Source organism: Franzmannia qiaohouensis, from assembly GCF_031451695.1.
Lineage (GTDB): Bacteria > Pseudomonadota > Gammaproteobacteria > Pseudomonadales > Halomonadaceae > Franzmannia > Franzmannia qiaohouensis.
Genome location: NZ_JARWAM010000007.1, coordinates 19,833 through 34,780, shown reverse-complemented (window position 1 = coordinate 34,780; position 14,948 = coordinate 19,833). Strand labels below are relative to the sequence as shown.

11 protein-coding genes are annotated in these 14,948 nt (G+C 62.7%); 7 read left to right on the top strand and 4 right to left on the bottom strand.

Annotation, left to right across the window (positions count from 1 at the left end):
* The first annotated feature begins 4 nt into the window (after positions 1-4).
* The gene (locus tag QC821_RS10740) at positions 5-2,035 is read left to right on the top strand and encodes a CocE/NonD family hydrolase (RefSeq protein WP_309720876.1); all 2,031 of its coding nucleotides are present in this window, start codon (positions 5-7) and stop codon (positions 2,033-2,035) included.
* 4 nt (positions 2,036-2,039) lie between these two features.
* Here the strand turns inward: QC821_RS10740 and QC821_RS10735 are convergent, their stop codons facing one another.
* Complete coding sequence (locus tag QC821_RS10735; protein WP_309720872.1) at positions 2,040-2,891, bottom strand: nitrilase-related carbon-nitrogen hydrolase; 852 nt, start codon at positions 2,889-2,891, stop codon at positions 2,040-2,042.
* 102 nt (positions 2,892-2,993) lie between these two features.
* Here QC821_RS10735 and QC821_RS10730 point away from each other — a divergent pair, with 102 nt between their 5' ends.
* The 3 genes from QC821_RS10730 (at position 2,994) to QC821_RS10720 (ending at position 6,596) form a co-directional block, all read left to right on the top strand.
* Positions 2,994-4,304 carry an MmgE/PrpD family protein gene (locus tag QC821_RS10730; RefSeq protein WP_309720869.1) on the top strand — a complete coding sequence of 437 codons (1,311 nt, stop codon included), beginning with the start codon at positions 2,994-2,996 and terminating at the stop codon, positions 4,302-4,304.
* 99 nt (positions 4,305-4,403) lie between these two features.
* A complete protein-coding gene (locus tag QC821_RS10725; RefSeq protein WP_309720865.1) occupies positions 4,404-4,802 on the top strand; it encodes a hypothetical protein in 399 nt (132 codons plus the stop codon).
* 180 nt (positions 4,803-4,982) lie between these two features.
* Positions 4,983-6,596 (top strand): EAL domain-containing protein, encoded by a 1,614-nt coding sequence (locus QC821_RS10720; protein WP_309720861.1) that lies wholly within the window; start codon positions 4,983-4,985, stop codon positions 6,594-6,596.
* A gap of 6 nt (positions 6,597-6,602) precedes the next feature.
* On the opposite strand, the gene QC821_RS10715 is transcribed toward QC821_RS10720, so the two are convergent.
* The gene (locus tag QC821_RS10715; protein ID WP_309720859.1) at positions 6,603-8,393 is read right to left on the bottom strand and encodes a gamma-glutamyltransferase family protein; all 1,791 of its coding nucleotides are present in this window, start codon (positions 8,391-8,393) and stop codon (positions 6,603-6,605) included.
* A gap of 140 nt (positions 8,394-8,533) precedes the next feature.
* Between QC821_RS10715 and QC821_RS10710 the strand changes: the two genes are divergently transcribed.
* The 3 genes from QC821_RS10710 to QC821_RS10700 all read left to right on the top strand — a co-directional run bounded on the left by QC821_RS10710 (position 8,534) and on the right by QC821_RS10700 (position 12,409).
* On the top strand, positions 8,534-9,313 hold the full coding sequence (locus QC821_RS10710) for a GntR family transcriptional regulator (RefSeq protein WP_309720855.1): 780 nt from the start codon (positions 8,534-8,536) through the stop codon (positions 9,311-9,313).
* 62 nt (positions 9,314-9,375) lie between these two features.
* Positions 9,376-10,413, top strand: a complete 1,038-nt coding sequence (locus QC821_RS10705; protein WP_309720852.1) for a TAXI family TRAP transporter solute-binding subunit — start codon at positions 9,376-9,378, stop codon at positions 10,411-10,413.
* Positions 10,414-10,477: 64 nt separating this feature from the next.
* Entirely contained in the window at positions 10,478-12,409 is a 1,932-nt protein-coding gene (locus QC821_RS10700) for a TRAP transporter permease (protein WP_309720849.1), read from the top strand.
* Here QC821_RS10700 and QC821_RS10695 read toward each other — a convergent pair.
* Both QC821_RS10695 and QC821_RS10690 read right to left on the bottom strand, forming a co-directional pair.
* Positions 12,406-13,335 (bottom strand): CobW family GTP-binding protein, encoded by a 930-nt coding sequence (locus QC821_RS10695; RefSeq protein ID WP_309720846.1) that lies wholly within the window; start codon positions 13,333-13,335, stop codon positions 12,406-12,408. The two genes, QC821_RS10700 and QC821_RS10695, sit on opposite strands and share 4 nt — an antisense overlap.
* Positions 13,328-14,947, bottom strand: coding sequence for an amidohydrolase (locus QC821_RS10690; RefSeq protein ID WP_309720844.1), 1,620 nt, complete (start codon positions 14,945-14,947; stop codon positions 13,328-13,330). Before QC821_RS10690 ends, QC821_RS10695 begins: the two co-directional genes overlap by 8 nt.
* Position 14,948: the final 1 nt, after the last annotated feature.

Sequence of the window (14,948 nt, the reverse complement as noted above, 5' to 3'; positions counted from 1 at the left end):
CCCTATGTTTCCCAGCGGTGCTCAACCCGACAGCCGCGAAGTACACGAGTTTCCCCAGCCGATCAGTGAAACACCCAACCTGTGGATTCCCCTGCCCGACGGCACACGCCTGGCGGCTAGGCTATGGCGTCCTGACAGCACCACGCCCGTCCCGGCCATCATCGAATGCATCCCGTATCGCAAACGCGACGCCACCAGTCTCGACGATGAGCGCATGCACCCCTACTTCGCCGGCCACGGCTATGCCGCGCTGCGCATCGACCTGCGTGGCAGCGGCGAGTCCGACGGCATTCTCGAGGACGAGTACCTGCTCGAGGAGCAGAACGATATCATCGCCGCAATCGCCTGGATCGCCGCACAGCCTTGGTGTAGCGGCCAGGTAGGCATGATGGGCATTTCCTGGGGCGGCTTCAATTCACTGCAGGTTGCCTCGCGGCAGCCGCCGGCACTCAAGGCGATCATTGCCGTCGGCGCCACCGTGGACCGCTACCACGACGACGTTCACTATAAAGGCGGCTGCGTTCTCAACGAGAATTTTGGCTGGGCCGCCACCTCGCTGTCGTTCATGTCGCGACCGCCCGACCCCGCGCTTCGCGATGATTGGCGCGAGCAGTGGCAGTACCGTCTGCAGCGCCAACCGTTCGTTGCCGAGAACTGGTTTGCCCACCAGACGCGCGACGCCTACTGGCAACACGGTTCGGTCTGTGAAGACTACCGCCGCCTAAAGACCCCGATCCTGGCCGTGACCGGCTGGGCCGACGCCTATGTCAATTTCGTCGCCGAGCTGATGCAGCACGCTACCTGTCCGCGACTGGGTATCGTCGGCCCCTGGCCACACGCCTATCCTCACGTTGCCATGCCGGGCCCGACCATTGGTTTTCTTCAGGAAGCCCTGCGCTGGTGGGATCACTGGTTGAAGGGCCACGACAACGGCATCATGAACGAGCCTCGCTACCGTGTTTACTGCCAGGCGTTTTCCGGCGCAGACCCCGCTAGCCTGCATACCCCGGGACATTGGCTGGGCGAACAGCGCTGGCCATCGCCCAATGTGGCCGATAAGGCATACTCGCTGGGCGACGCCAGCCTGCACTCGACGTGTTCCGGCAACGCGGCGGCGCTGACGCTCAGCGCTCCGGCCGACAACGGTCGCCAATGCGGCGAGTACATCCCTCACTGTAGCGGCCCCGAGATCGCCGGCGACCAGCGCCAGGATGACGCCCACTCGCTGGTCTTCGATACTCAGCCACTCAATGAGACACTGACGCTACTCGGCCGGCCACGCCTCGCGCTGCGTGTCAGCGTCGACCAGCCCCAGGCCAACCTCATCGTCAGGCTTTGCGATGTTTCGCCCACGGGGGTCTCGCAGCGCATCAGCTACGGCGTACTCAACCTCTGCCACCGACACAGCCACAGCAAGCCGCAGGCCATACCGTGTGACACCCCGTTTGACGCCGAGGTACAACTCAACCAGGCCTGCCACCAGCTCGCACCGGGCCACCGGCTGCGGGTATCCGTCACCACCGACTATTGGCCGCTGGTCTGGCCTAGCCCCCGCCCTGTCACGCTGACGCTGTATCCGGGCGAATCACAGTTATACGTGCCACAGCGCACCTCACCCGAGATAGAGACCCCCGTGCACTTTGCACCGGCTGAGCACTCCGGGCCGCTGCAAAGCCGCCAGACGCGCCAAGGAGACCATCGCCGGGATGTGATTCATGCCCTGGCAGATGGCCACACTCGCCACGAGATCGTCGATGACTTCGGCGAGGTCGCCTACGATCACGGCCTGACCAACACCGCCAACGCCGATGAACGCTACCATATCGATCCCCAGTGCCCGGCCAGCGCGCGAATGAGCAAGAGCTGGACCCAGCACTTCAAGCGCGATGACTGGCAGGCTCACACCACCACCTGGGCCGAGCTGCGCTGCGACGCCGAGTGGTTCTACCTGGAAGCCCGGCTCGAGGCCTTCGAGAACGGCGAGCGCTTCATGGACCGCCGCTGGGTGACGCGACGCAAGCGCCATCATGTCTAACACCTCAAAGCGTAAGGTCACGCTTGAGCCGCTGCTTCATCAGCGCAGCAACCAGCGGCGTATCGGCATCGCGGTGAGTCGGCATGGCAAAGCGCGCCGCCTCGATATCGGCCATCTCGAGCACCGCCGAGACCACGCCAACACCGTCATCTGCCCGCGCCAGTATCTGGCCCCGGGCATCGACGATACAGCTGCCGCCCCAGAACCAAGCCTCGCCCTCCGCACCAAAGCGGTGGGCCATGGCCAGCGGCGTGCCGTACATCATGGCGTAGAAACGCAGACAGGTCAGCCAGTTGGCTTGATCGTCGAAATCGCCGTCGACTATGCCGGAGGCCGAGTTGATCGAGGTCAACAGCACATCGGGACGCTCGAGCATGGCCGCATGCACCAGCCCGGGGTTCCACAGGTCGGCACAGATCGTCACCCCGCAAGCAAGCCCCCGGGTGGTCACCTGGGTGAGACGTTGGCCCTTGCTGAACACCTTGCCCTCTTCATGCCCGCCATAGGTGCAAAGATTGACCTTGCGATGAACCGCCAGCACCTCGCCGTTCTGCAGGCACGCCACCGCGTTGGCGAACTCGCCAAGCCCGATACGCTCGACGAATCCGACCAGCGCCAGCATCTCACCCGCATCACGAGCCAGCCCCAGCAAGCGCGGATCATCTGCCGCCATCGCTACCTCAGGCACCCGCGCGCCGAGGTCATACCCCGTAAGCGACAGCTCCGGGAACACCAGCACTTCAGCCTGCTGCGACCGGGCCTCGCCGATCAGTTCCCGGTGCACCGGCAGATTGGCCTCAACGTCTCCCAGCTCACAGTTCATCTGGGCGACAGCGACACGATGGCGTGGGCTCATGGCAGGGTTCCTTAACTAAGCGAATGGCGGAAAAACAGGGTGACTTTCTTACCACGCCAGGCCGCCAGACGTCACTCACCGATACCAGGAACGCATCACGTCATGCACGACAGCGATACGAATTTTGCCCCACTCGATTGGATCCTTGACGTCGATCTCGACGCCCTGGGCGACACGCATCTGGTCCAGGCCAAGCGCGCCCTGCTCGACACCCTTGGCGTAGCCGCCGGGGCCAGCCGTACCGCGCTTGCCAGGCACGCCGAGCGCTATGTGATCAGCCAGCACGGCGGCGGTCGCCCGCTGCTGTTCTCGACTGCCACGGCCTCGGCCTCCGGCGTGGCGCTTCACGGCGCCTGGATGATCGATGCCCTGGACGCCCACGACGGCCAGGTACTTACCAAAGGCCACTGTGGTGTCGCCCTGGTGCCGGGAATCCTGGCACTCCCCGAGGTGGAAAAGCTGTCTGGGCGTGCTCTGCTCGGCTTGCTGGCAATGGGCTACGAAGTCGCCACGCGTGCAGGTATCGCCCTGCACGCCAGCGCCTGTGACTATCACACCTCCGGGGCGTGGAACGCCATCGGCGTGGCTGCCGTCGCCGCCAAGCTGCTTAGGCTCGATCGAGCGCGCCTCCACGAGGCCCTCGGCATCGCCGAATTCTACGGCCCACGCAGCCAGATGATGCGCTGCATCGACCACCCCACCATGGTCAAGGATGGTTCGGGCTGGGGGGCTCAAGCCGGTATCGCGGCCGCGCTACTCGCCCAGGACGGCTTTACCGGCGCGCCAGCCGTTACGGTGACCGGCAGCGACGTCACCCAACACTGGCAGGATCTCGGCAGCCGCTGGTATCTGCACGAGCAGTACTTCAAGGCCTATCCAGTCTGCCGCTGGGCCCAGCCCGCAGTAGAAGCAGTGCTAGCGCTGGCCCGCCAGAGTGTCGACATCGATGCGATAGAGCGCATCAGCATCGCCACCTTCCACGAAGCCAAGCAGCTGCACGTCGTTCACCCCACCACCACCGAGCAGGCCCAATACAGTTTGCCATGGTCGGTCGCCTGCGCACTGGGGTTTGGCACCATCGATGTGCATGCGGTAAGCGACGCCCTCGATGACCCGCTTATCAAGGCGCTGGCCCAGCGCGTCGAACTGGTCGAAAGCGAGACATTCAACGCCCGCTTTCCCGCCGAGCGCTGGGCACAGGCCACGCTCATCATGCACGACGGCAGCCAGCATCGGAGCCAGCCACACGAAGCTCGCGGCAACCCTCACAACCCGCTAAGCGATGAAGAGCTGACACAAAAATTCCATGCTCTGGCGACGCCGGCCATCGGCCAGGCCCATGCCACGGAGCTGCATGAGGTGATCATGACGCTAGAGGAACGCTCGACGAAGCACCTGCTGGAGCGTTTATAGGAGAGCATATGAGCATGTAGCGGTGACCAAGCGTTGATACATCTGTGGGGATATTGTCTAGGCTGAGTGCTATATCAGGAAAAGCACGAGGGGCTGGACATGGGCGACAGCTGGCGCCTCAGAAGCGCGCAGGCCTTTATCATCTGGTGGTGTGCCGCTCTGCTTGTCAGCCTGACACTCCCTGCGATGTCCGAGATGCTGCCCATCTCGCCACTATGGATGGCCAATGCGCTGGCCTACGGCAGCGTTCTGGTTCATGGCATACGGCTGGTGCCAGCTTTCGCACTGGCGGCGCTGATCTGGAACATCGCTCGCGGAGACGCGCTGTTAGGCATTGTGGTGGGCACCGCTGCCTTTGTCATTGTCATGCTGTTCGTGGCTGGCTTTTCGGCATGGCTGGAGCGCCACATCGACCAGGATCGCGCCCGACGCCTACTGCGGGTTCCGATCATCGCCCTGTTCAGCGCCTTGTTATTCACCCTGCTCGGCGCCTGGTAATTCGCACGGGGCACGCCAAGCATCGAGCTGATGACCGGGCTATGGCTATCTGAAGTCACTTCGGTCCTGCTGTTTACACCACTCGCTTGCCAGTGGCACAGGCAAGGCAGCGGCCTGTTCAAGCGCTTACCAGACGCGCCTCTCGCGGGCCTCGGGCTCGGCATCTGGAGCGTTATCGCGGTGCTGGTAGTGATGGCGCTCTGGCAGTTCGGTGCCAGTGACCAGATACCTCAGCGCTGGGTGCCCTACGCCGCGCTGTGCACCCCTATCCTGGCCATTTACCTGCTGCCGACGGGCCTGTCGCGAATGGTAGTGCCCGTTTTCATGCTGGCCTGGACAGCGATTCACCTACACCTCTATACCGATCCAGCAGCGGGCTTCGATGACGTCGCCATGCTCAACAGCCAGATGATCATCTTTACCGCGGCACTGGTCGGTTTCATCGCCATTGAAGCGGTCCACGCCCATGAGACCACCAATCGCAAACTCGAAGCTGCGCGCCTGCATGATGGCCTGACCGGGCTCTACAACGACCTGGGGCTGAATCACCACATGCGCCACCACCTTGCAGCGGAGCAGTATGCGCTGATCGGCATCCAGATTCCCGATATCGACGATCTCGCCACTCTCACCGGAGTCGACGAAGTACACCGGCTGGAACAGGGTATCGCCAATATCCTTCGCGGCTGCATTGCCGCCAGCGAAGGCCTGGGAGCTCGTCTCCAACCCGGGCTCTTTGCCGTTCTGATGGTAAGCAGACATGTCCAGGCTCCGCTGATCCTCAGCCGCCTGCGACACGCCTTGCGCCACTCCGAGCACGTCTCGGCGGCACGACTCAATATGCGCATAGCCCTGATAGACACACTGACACCTGGCGATCGTCGTCACCTTACCTCGCTGCTGCTGATCAGCTGCCAGCGAGCCGGCCATCATGACCAGGCAGGCTTCTACCATCACCAGGCATCTGCGTTTGAGCTGATCGAACAGCACCACGAGGCCCTGAACTGGGCACGTCGCCTGCGCCACGCCCTGGCCGGAGATAAGTCCCATGGGCATTTCACGCTATTCGCGCAACCCATTCTCGAGCATAAACACCCTGGCGAGCATCGCGCCGAGATTCTGATTCGCTGGCAACGACCTGACGGCAGTCTCTGCGGAGCGGACACCTTTCTGCGCGTTGCAGAGACGTTTGGCCTGATGCCACAGCTTGATGAGTGGGTGATCAACCACGCCCTTGGCAAGCTAGCCAATCATCCTGGAGGGCAACAGCTGACCATGGTCTCTATCAACCTGTCGGGCCACTCACTGGCCAGCCCCGGTCTGCCCGAGATCGTCGATAACGCCCTGGCTCTTCACGGTTGGGCACCACAAGAACTCTGCCTCGAGATCACGGAAACCTGCGACATTCGCGACACCCAAGCCGCGCAGCGCAATATCGATGCCATCCAGGCGCGCGGCGTCAGCCTAGCCATCGACGACTTCGGTACCGGGCTTGCCACCTTCGACTACTTGAAGCACTACGCCGTGGAAGAGATCAAGATAGACGGCAGTTTCATCCGCGATGTCGCCACTTCCGGCCTCGATCAGGAGATCGTCAGAAGTACCTGCGCGCTAGCCAACTATCTCAACGTTCGGGTAGTGGCCGAGTTCGTTGAGAACCAGGCCCAGATCGATATTCTTGCCGGCCTGGGTGTCGACTTTCTCCAAGGCTTTGGTATCGCCCATCCCATGCCCCTGGATGATTACCTGGAGCATCTTGTAGAAGGTGTAACGGTCACGTCGGCCTATAAGTGATCCGCTTTAGCGCCCTACCGCATAGCCCTGCATGTGGCGCGCCGAGGCACCAGCGTGAAGCATGCCATCGCGCACTGCCACGGCACACACCCGGCCCAGCGCCCACTCATCCTGTATCGCCAGGTCATGGCCTTTATCACGCAGCGTCGCCAACGCCGCCGGGGAGAAGCGGTTCTCGATCAGCACCCGCCCCAGCACGCACTCACGCGGATGGAAGGATGCCGGGAAATGGCGCACCTGAAACTGCGGCGCATCGATGGCGCGCTGCAGGTCGTAGCCGTAGTGCACGATGCGCAGGAAGGTGGTCAGGCTCCACTGGTCCTGCTGGTCGCCGCCGGGCGAGCCCAGGGCCATGCACGGCTTGCCATCGCGGGTGACCAGCGTCGGCGTGAGCGTCGTGCGCGGACGAACGCCGGGGCGCAGTGAACTCGCCAGTCCAGGCGCCAGCCAGGTCATCTGCGCCCGCGTAGAGATCGAGAAGCCCAGCCCCGGCACACTGGGCGAGCTTTGCAGCCAGCCGCCGCTGGGCGTCGCCGAGACCATGTTGCCAAAGCGATCGACGATATCCAGATGCACCGTATCGCCCTCCACCTCAGGCAGCGGCGCAAACGTCGGCTCACCGCCGCCGGGTCCAATCGTAGGCTCGCTACCCGCCAGTGCCATGATCGTCGCTATCCGGGCATCGCCGCCCTCCAGCCCCGGGCGCATCTCCAGCGACGCCCGCTCACCGATCAACTGGCGTCGAGCCGCGTTATAGTCAGCGCTGAGCAGCGTCTCCAGCGGCACCTCGGCGCCGGCCGGGTCGCCGTACCACGCCTCGCGGTCGGCGAAAGCCAGCTTCGCCGACTCTGCTACCCGGTGGACGAACGCGGCGCTCTCGGGACCAAAAGAGCTGAAATCGACACCCTCCAGCAGCGCCAGCTGCTGCAGGAATACCGGCCCCTGGCTCCAGGGACCGCACTTGTGAACGCGATAGCCTGCGTAATCCGCGCTTACCGTGGCCTCTTCACTCGCTGACCAGCGCGCCATGTCCTCGCCGGTCAGCAGCCCGGCACGGCGCTCCCCGGTGCTGTCCATCAGCGGCTTGCGATAGAAGGCATCGACGGCGTCGGCCACGAAGCCTTCATAGAAGGTCGCTCGGGCACGCTCGATCTGTGCCTCACGGTCGGGGCCCGCCAGCGTCGCCTCGGCGAGAATACGCCGGTAGGTGCGAGCAATCGCCGGCGAACGAAACAGCCGGTCAGGACGCGGCGCAGCGCCGCCCACCAGCCACTGTTCGGCAGAGCTCGGCCACTCCTGCTTGAAGAACTCGGCAACCGGCAGAATCGAGGAAACCACACGACCGAGCAGCGGAAACCCGTTCTCCGCATAGTCGATGGCGGGCTCCAGCACCGACGCCAGCGGCATGCTGCCGTAATCGCGCAGCAGTCGCATCCAGGCGCCGAACGCCCCCGGCACCACGGCCGGCAACAGCCCGGTGCCCGGCACTGTCTTGAGCCCCAACTGCGCGAAGTACTCCGCGGTGGCCCCCGCTGGCGTCACCCCCTGGCCGCAGATCACCCGCGGCGCCGTATCGTCATGGCGCATCGCGATGATCGGTACCTCGCCGCCAGGACCATTCAGATGAGGCTCGACGATCTGCAGCACGAAACCCGCCGCCACGGCCGCATCGAAGGCGTTGCCGCCCTTCTCCAGCATTGCCATCGCCACGCTGGAGGCCAACCAGTGGGTAGTAGTGACGGCCCCGAAGGTGCCCTTGATCTCAGGACGAGTGGTGAACGGCGGCAAGCTGGGCATGGCGATCGGTTCCTCTTGTTGTTGAGCACCACCTGATACTGGGCGGCTCAGGTTGTACTTGAACCTACCATGTTTTACAGGCAGGATCATTAGAGCTATATAGCTATATTAACAACAACGCCAACTGAACGCGGTGGCCCATGACACTCGACAAGATCGTCAACGCATGCCTGCCCCACTTCGAGAACGAGCGCCTCGGCGTGCCGAAGTACGCGCGTTTCTATAACGCCATCAAGGAGGCCGTGCATGCCGGCCACCTCCTGCCCGGCGACAAGCTGCCCTCGGAGCAGGAGCTATCAGCGCGACTGCCGGCGAGCCTCGGCACCCTGCAGAAAGCGCTCAAGGCGCTATCCGACGATGGCATCGTGATTCGCGAGCACGGTCGCGGCACCTTTATCCGTGACCAGGAGATCAAGTTCGAAGACATCCGCGTCTTCCGCTTTCTCGATAATGGCCGGCCGCTGCCGTTGACCCTGCAGGGCCTGGGCGTCCAGGCGGTAGAACTTTCCCCCGAACTGGCGACATTCTTCGGCCGCGACCGAGCCGCGGTGATTCAGCGTCTGGTACAGGTCGAGGGCGAGCCGTGGACGTTCAACGAGTTCTTCCTGCCACTCGAGTACGCCCATGACCTGATGGATAAGCCGGCCAGCGACTTCGATGGCCTGTCGCTACACGAGCACCTGTTCCAGACCCAGCGCATTCTCACCAGTCACTTCGTGCATCGACTCGGCGTCGCCCCCTTCTCCGCTGACGCCAGGCGCTTTCTCGGCCTCGCCGACGCTGTCAGTCACGGCATGCAGTGGCGGGTGCACGGCTACTCGCGTGATGGCAAGCCAACGACCTTTCAGCGCTTCGAGGTCCAACCCGGCCATCGCGATATCGAACTCAGCACCCAGGCAGGTCAGGGGCGCGGCACCTGACACCTTGATGTAACGCCGCAATCGACGCTTCAAACCGCTCAATCAACAATAAAGGTAATCACATGACCCAGGATTCCAACCACAACGATAACGGCCCCATCGACGCGCGCCGTCGGCAGCTGCTCAAGGCCGGCGTCGTCGGTGTCGGCGTCGCCATGTTTCCCGGTATCCTCGCCGCATCGCCGACCCGCGAACTGCGCTGGGGCTCGGCAAGCCTTGGCTCGACCGGCTATATCATCATCGAGGCACTTGCCCAGGCCGTGCAGCGCAATAGCGATATGCGTACCACCACGCTTTCAACCTCGGGTGGCGCCGAGAACATGGTGATGGCAAGCCGCGAGGAGATCGAGTTCGGCCAGACCACCTCCACCGACTGGCCGCCGGCCACCCAAGGCGAACGCCCCTTCCCCGGGCCCATCGATGCGCGCCAGATGTTTGCCTATACGGTGTGGAACATCCCGCTGATCGTGCGCGCCGACTCCGACATTCACTCCCTGGCAGACCTCGCCGGCAAGCGCGTAATGCCGTCCACCGCAGGCGGCGCCACGGCCATCATGCACCAGACCATTCTCGAAGCAGCGGGCGTTGCCGACGAGGTCGACTGGACCTACGGCTCATGGAACGACACCTTCAGCGCTTTCCAGTCGGGTGCCGTCGACGCCATCCCCTCGACCCTGACCAACGGCCGCGCCTCGCCGGCACTGGCAGAAATCGACAGCACGGTGGAGTTCCGCGTGCTGCCGATCGAGCCCGAGGTACTCGAGCGAGCCCAGGCCATCAACTCCGGCCTGCTGGCCACCACCGTCAGCGCCGAGCAGTGGGATAAGGTAGACGGCGAGATGCTGATGCCCGCCATCTCCGGCGTGCTGGCCGCACGCCCCGGCGTCACCGACGACGAGGCCTATGCCGTCTGCAAGGCGATCTTCGATGACCCGGAGCAGGTGCGCCGCGTCGGGTCGCAGCTGCAGGACATCGGCGTGGAGTTCGCGGTGGAATACCTGCTTTCCGACTACCCGGTCAATGCCGGCGCCGCACGCTACTTCCAGGAGCGCGGTGTATGGCGCGATGAGCTGATCGTCGCAGACCCGGTCTCCGCGTAACCCTGCTACCTGCCATGCACCGCGGTGCATGGCAGCCGCTCAACGATGAGAATGAAGGCCACCCATGACGCCCAAGCTGCTTAACGACAAGCGCGGCTACATGAATACCGCCAATCTCGTACTGCTCCTCACCCTGGTAATGGTGGCCACCCATCTGCTGCAGGTATTCAACTACTACCTGCCATCCGGCCAATTCAAGGCGCTGCACCTTGGCTTGGCACTCCTGATCATCTTCACCAGTGCCACTGGCCATGCGCGGCACTGGCTGGGCCGGCTAACCTATGCCGGCTGCTTTATCCTCGCCGGCATCGCCGCCGGCTATGTGTTCCTCGAGTACGACGGCTTGATCACCGACCGCGTGTTCGGCCCTGAGCCAATGGACGTGGTGATCGGCTGCCTGCTGGTCGCCGTCAGCCTGGTGGCCGCCTGGCAGCAGTGGGGGCTGACCATTCCGCTGATCGGCGTGGTGGGGCTACTCTACGGTTATTTTGGCAATACCCTGCCCACACAGCTGCTCTATCATGCAGGGATGGGGCTGGAGCGGCTGGTCTCCTACGCCTCGATTCCTAATTTCCAAGGCGTGCTGGGATCGCTCACCGAGCTCTCCGCCGGCACCATCTTCATTTTCATGGTCTTTGCCGGGCTGCTGAAATCGACCGGTGGCATCGACTTCATCATGGGCTTTGCCACCAAGCTCGCCGGCAACTCGCGGGGTGGCCAGGCCAAGATTGCCGTACTGGCGAGCGCCTTCATGGGCATGATCTCGGGCAGTACCGTGGCCAATATCGCCAGTACCGGCACCATGACCATTCCGACCATGAAGCGCACCGGCTTCAAGGGCCCTTTCGCCGGCGCCGTCGAAGCCGTCGCCTCCACCGGCGGCCAGATGACGCCGCCGGTGATGGGCCTGACAGCCTTCCTCATGGTCGGCGTTACCGGCCTGGCCTATGACCAGGTGATTCTCGCCGCGGCGCTGCCGGCAGCACTCTACTATTTCTATCTGATCCTCGCCGTGCATCTGCAGGCGGCCCGCGAGAGGATCGAGCCCAACCAGCAGGCAGCCACGCAGACACTCCCCGCCAGGCAGTTGCTGGCCCGCTACGGACACCTGCTGATCGCCATCGGCGTGCTCGTCTACCTGCTGGTCAGCCGCATGCCGCCCTCCTACGCGGCGGCTTACGGCTGCCTGGCGATCATCGCGCTCGAACTCATCAGCAGCCTGCTGCGCCAGCACCGCCAGCCGTTCCATGCGCTGACCGGAGCGTTCACTCGGCTGATCGACGGCCTGCGCGAAGGCGGCTTCAGCGGCGCCACCATCGCCGTGATCGTCGCGGTGATCGGCATCTTCGTCGAGGTGCTAACCGCCACCGGCTTCGCCCAGAAGCTCTCCTACCTGATGTTGGGCATCGCCGACGGCAGCCTTGGCGTGCTGCTAATGATTGCCGCCGTGGCCTGCCTGATCTTCGGGCTTGGCCTGCCCACCTCGGCGGCCTACATCCTGGTCGCTCTACTCACCGCCCCGGCACTGGTCGACATGGGCCTGAGCCTGATGGCGGCGCACATGTTCGTGCTCTATTTCGCCGTCTTCTCGGCGCTCACGCCACCGGTTGCCGTCGCCTCGCTGATCGCCGCGCGCATCGCCGAAGCGCCATACTTCACGACCGCCATGCAGGCGGTGAAGATCGGCCTGCCGGGCTTCTTCCTGCCCTTCCTGTTCGTCGCCAGGCCCGAACTTCTGCTGATGCAAGGCTCGTTGCTGGATCAGCTCTTCGTATTCATCATCAGCATCATTGCCCTGGCCGCTCTCAACGTCGCCATGGTCGGCCAAGGGTTCATCCGCACCGCATGGCCGATAAGGGCGGTACTACTGGCTGCCTCGACGCTAACCCTGGTACCGGGGCTGCTGGGCACCCTGCTGGGCTGTGCCGTGATCCTGGCGATATTTGGCTACCAGTACGCGGCAAAAGCCAAGCAGCCCGTTACCCGTGCCGCCTAGCGGGATGGCATCGAGCTATATTCCATCAGTTGAGAGGCTAGATAGGCCAGGTTGTCACGCCCCTTGCCGATCAGTACCAAGCCTGGCGCATGGCGACGCTGCGTCCGGGTGACGCTGGAGCCGCTGGGCGTCCACTGCAGTAATAAGCAGCCGCTCGGCGTCTCCTCACTGGCAACAAACCCTTTGGCCCGCAGCAGAATCGACGTAGCTGCGTCGAGTACCTGGGTCAGCCTGCTGATATCGACAGGGCCCGGCAGGGTGAGCGTAAAAGAGGCTAAAGCACCTGGCACCAACGGCGTTAACTCAGGCACGATGGCTTCGCCAAGGCAGTCTCCGCGGTGTGTAATGACGGCAGGCTGTGGGGGTGCTGCCCAGGATATCTGGGCATTGGGGCTCAACGCCTGCAGTTGGTTACGCCTTGCGTCACACTCGTTTCTACTCAACCCTTCCCATCGATTGAAAACCATCGCCGGTGCCTCCGCTACTTGATGGCGCACCAGGTCACCGACGGTTGCATCCTCCAGAAGACGCCCGATAGCAGATATATCGACAAGCAGCTTGACGTCGGCCAGATAGTAGCCACGCGCTGAGTTGAATAGCTGCATAAGAGGCCTAGGCTGAGCCACACCACTCGCTTCCACCACCAGCCATTGCGGAGGACGCGGCCAACGGGATATTTGCGTTAACTGTGACGACAGGTTCCCTGATAACCCACAGCAGGCACATCCGTTGGTCAGCCGTATGACACCTCCCTCTCTCGATTCGATCAGATCTGCATCGATGTTCATACTGCCAAAGTCATTGATCAAGAAAAGCGCATCGCTGATCTTGCCATCCGCAATCATTTCATTGATCAGGGTGGTCTTGCCGCTGCCAAGAAAACCGCATAGAAGATGCACACCGATAGGTTGGTCGCTATCAAGCATCAGTTGGCAGCCCGCCAAGAAGAGTAGCGTGAATACCAATATCCTTCAGAGCAATACTCTCATCCAGCGGGTCATCGTCCAGCACCGCTACGTCCGCCCACTTGCCCGGTTCAAGGCTACCAATATGCCGATCTAGGTGCAGGGTCCGTGCCGCACCAAGGGTAATGGCCTCGAGGGCTACCTGACGGTTAATCGCCTCCTCCACTCCCAAGACAGCTCCCGATGCCGTTTGGCGGCGATGAGCGCAGTGGGCCGTGAAGAGCGGCGAGAGCGGTGTAACGGGAGCATCGCAGTGGATACCGAAGGTTATATCAAGCCGGTTGGCGCTGGCAGTGGGTTCCAGACGCTGGCAACGATCGAAACCGAGCGTGCGTGATAGGTGAATATCCCCCCAGTAATAAATATGGTTGGCAAAGATATTGAGGCAAGCGTCAAGCTGTTTGACTCGATAGAGCTGATCCTGACGAATCAGCTGGACATGTTGCAGGGTGTGACGATGATTGGAGCGCGGCCACAGGCAGAGAGCCTCCTCCAAGGCGTCCAGCATCACTTCAACGGCTTCATCGCCGTTGGTATGAATATGCAGTTGAAAGCCTGCTTGGTGATAGTGCAGCACCATGTCGTGAAACGTCTGCGGGGGTGCGTTCCATACACCATTGCCTTCAACATCGAGATAGCCTGGCCACTGTAAGCGTGCGGTATAGTTCTGGATCGCGCCATCGGTCACCAGCTTCACAATACCGAAGAAGAGTTTATCGTGGCCCTGCGTCATCGCCTTTGCCAGCTGCTCACTGCCCTCCTCGGGCGCCCACCCCAGTGCATTGAGCGCGGGCACCAAGCGTACAGGGAAGCTCGGCTCCAAGGTCGTACTGCGCATCGACGCGACGGCATCATCGCTGAGTGGGTTAAGCAAGTCGGTGATGGTCGTAATGCCCTCACGCCGAGCCGCTCTGGCATACTGACGCAGCGCCTCAGGTTGGCTAGCCTGCTCGAAGAAATCGATACCATAGCGATCAAACACCAAATGCATGGCCGGCATTTCCTGCAACTCACCCACGCATTCACCGCCAGCTTTTCTTACGATACCGTCTATCTCTTTGCTGGCGATAGCGGCCTGCTCGATCACCGCCGAATTCACCGTCATGACATGCAGACTGGCATGCATGACAATGATCGGTACTGTATCGCTGACCGTATCCAGCAAGCCTTTATCCAAGCGCGCGCCACTGAAGTAGATAGGATCGAACCCCCAGGCGATCAACGGCTCGCCCGGGGTCAACCTGGCCAGCCCTTCGGCCAGGCGTGCCTGAAGAGACGCCACGTCTCGCAGCCCCGACCAGCGCTGCCCCGCCGGTGACTGCTTGTCGAACCAGCCGAGATAGATGTACTCCCAGATGGCCCCTTCCAGGGCATGACTGTGTCCCTCCACGAAGCCTGGCATCAGCACTTTGTCGGCATAGCGATCGTCTACTGTCACTTCGCCAAAAGCACGTGCCTGCTCTAGTGAGCCGAGGCTCAATACACGCCCATCCTTGACGGCCAGACAGTCACCTTCCGGCTGCGAAGGGTTCATGGTGATAATGCGACGTGCCGGGTAAAGCGTAATGGTCATA

Coding starts and splice junctions, on each gene's coding strand:
- QC821_RS10715 (WP_309720859.1), bottom strand. CDS start 8,393: ATGCCCAGCTTGCCGCCGTTCACCACTCGTCCTGAGATCAAGGGCACC.
- QC821_RS10740 (WP_309720876.1), top strand. CDS start 5: ATGTTTCCCAGCGGTGCTCAACCCGACAGCCGCGAAGTACACGAGTTT.
- QC821_RS10725 (WP_309720865.1), top strand. CDS start 4,404: ATGGGCGACAGCTGGCGCCTCAGAAGCGCGCAGGCCTTTATCATCTGG.
- QC821_RS10710 (WP_309720855.1), top strand. CDS start 8,534: ATGACACTCGACAAGATCGTCAACGCATGCCTGCCCCACTTCGAGAAC.
- QC821_RS10700 (WP_309720849.1), top strand. CDS start 10,478: ATGACGCCCAAGCTGCTTAACGACAAGCGCGGCTACATGAATACCGCC.
- QC821_RS10695 (WP_309720846.1), bottom strand. CDS start 13,335: ATGCTTGATAGCGACCAACCTATCGGTGTGCATCTTCTATGCGGTTTT.
- QC821_RS10735 (WP_309720872.1), bottom strand. CDS start 2,891: ATGAGCCCACGCCATCGTGTCGCTGTCGCCCAGATGAACTGTGAGCTG.
- QC821_RS10690 (WP_309720844.1), bottom strand. CDS start 14,947: ATGACCATTACGCTTTACCCGGCACGTCGCATTATCACCATGAACCCT.
- QC821_RS10730 (WP_309720869.1), top strand. CDS start 2,994: ATGCACGACAGCGATACGAATTTTGCCCCACTCGATTGGATCCTTGAC.
- QC821_RS10705 (WP_309720852.1), top strand. CDS start 9,376: ATGACCCAGGATTCCAACCACAACGATAACGGCCCCATCGACGCGCGC.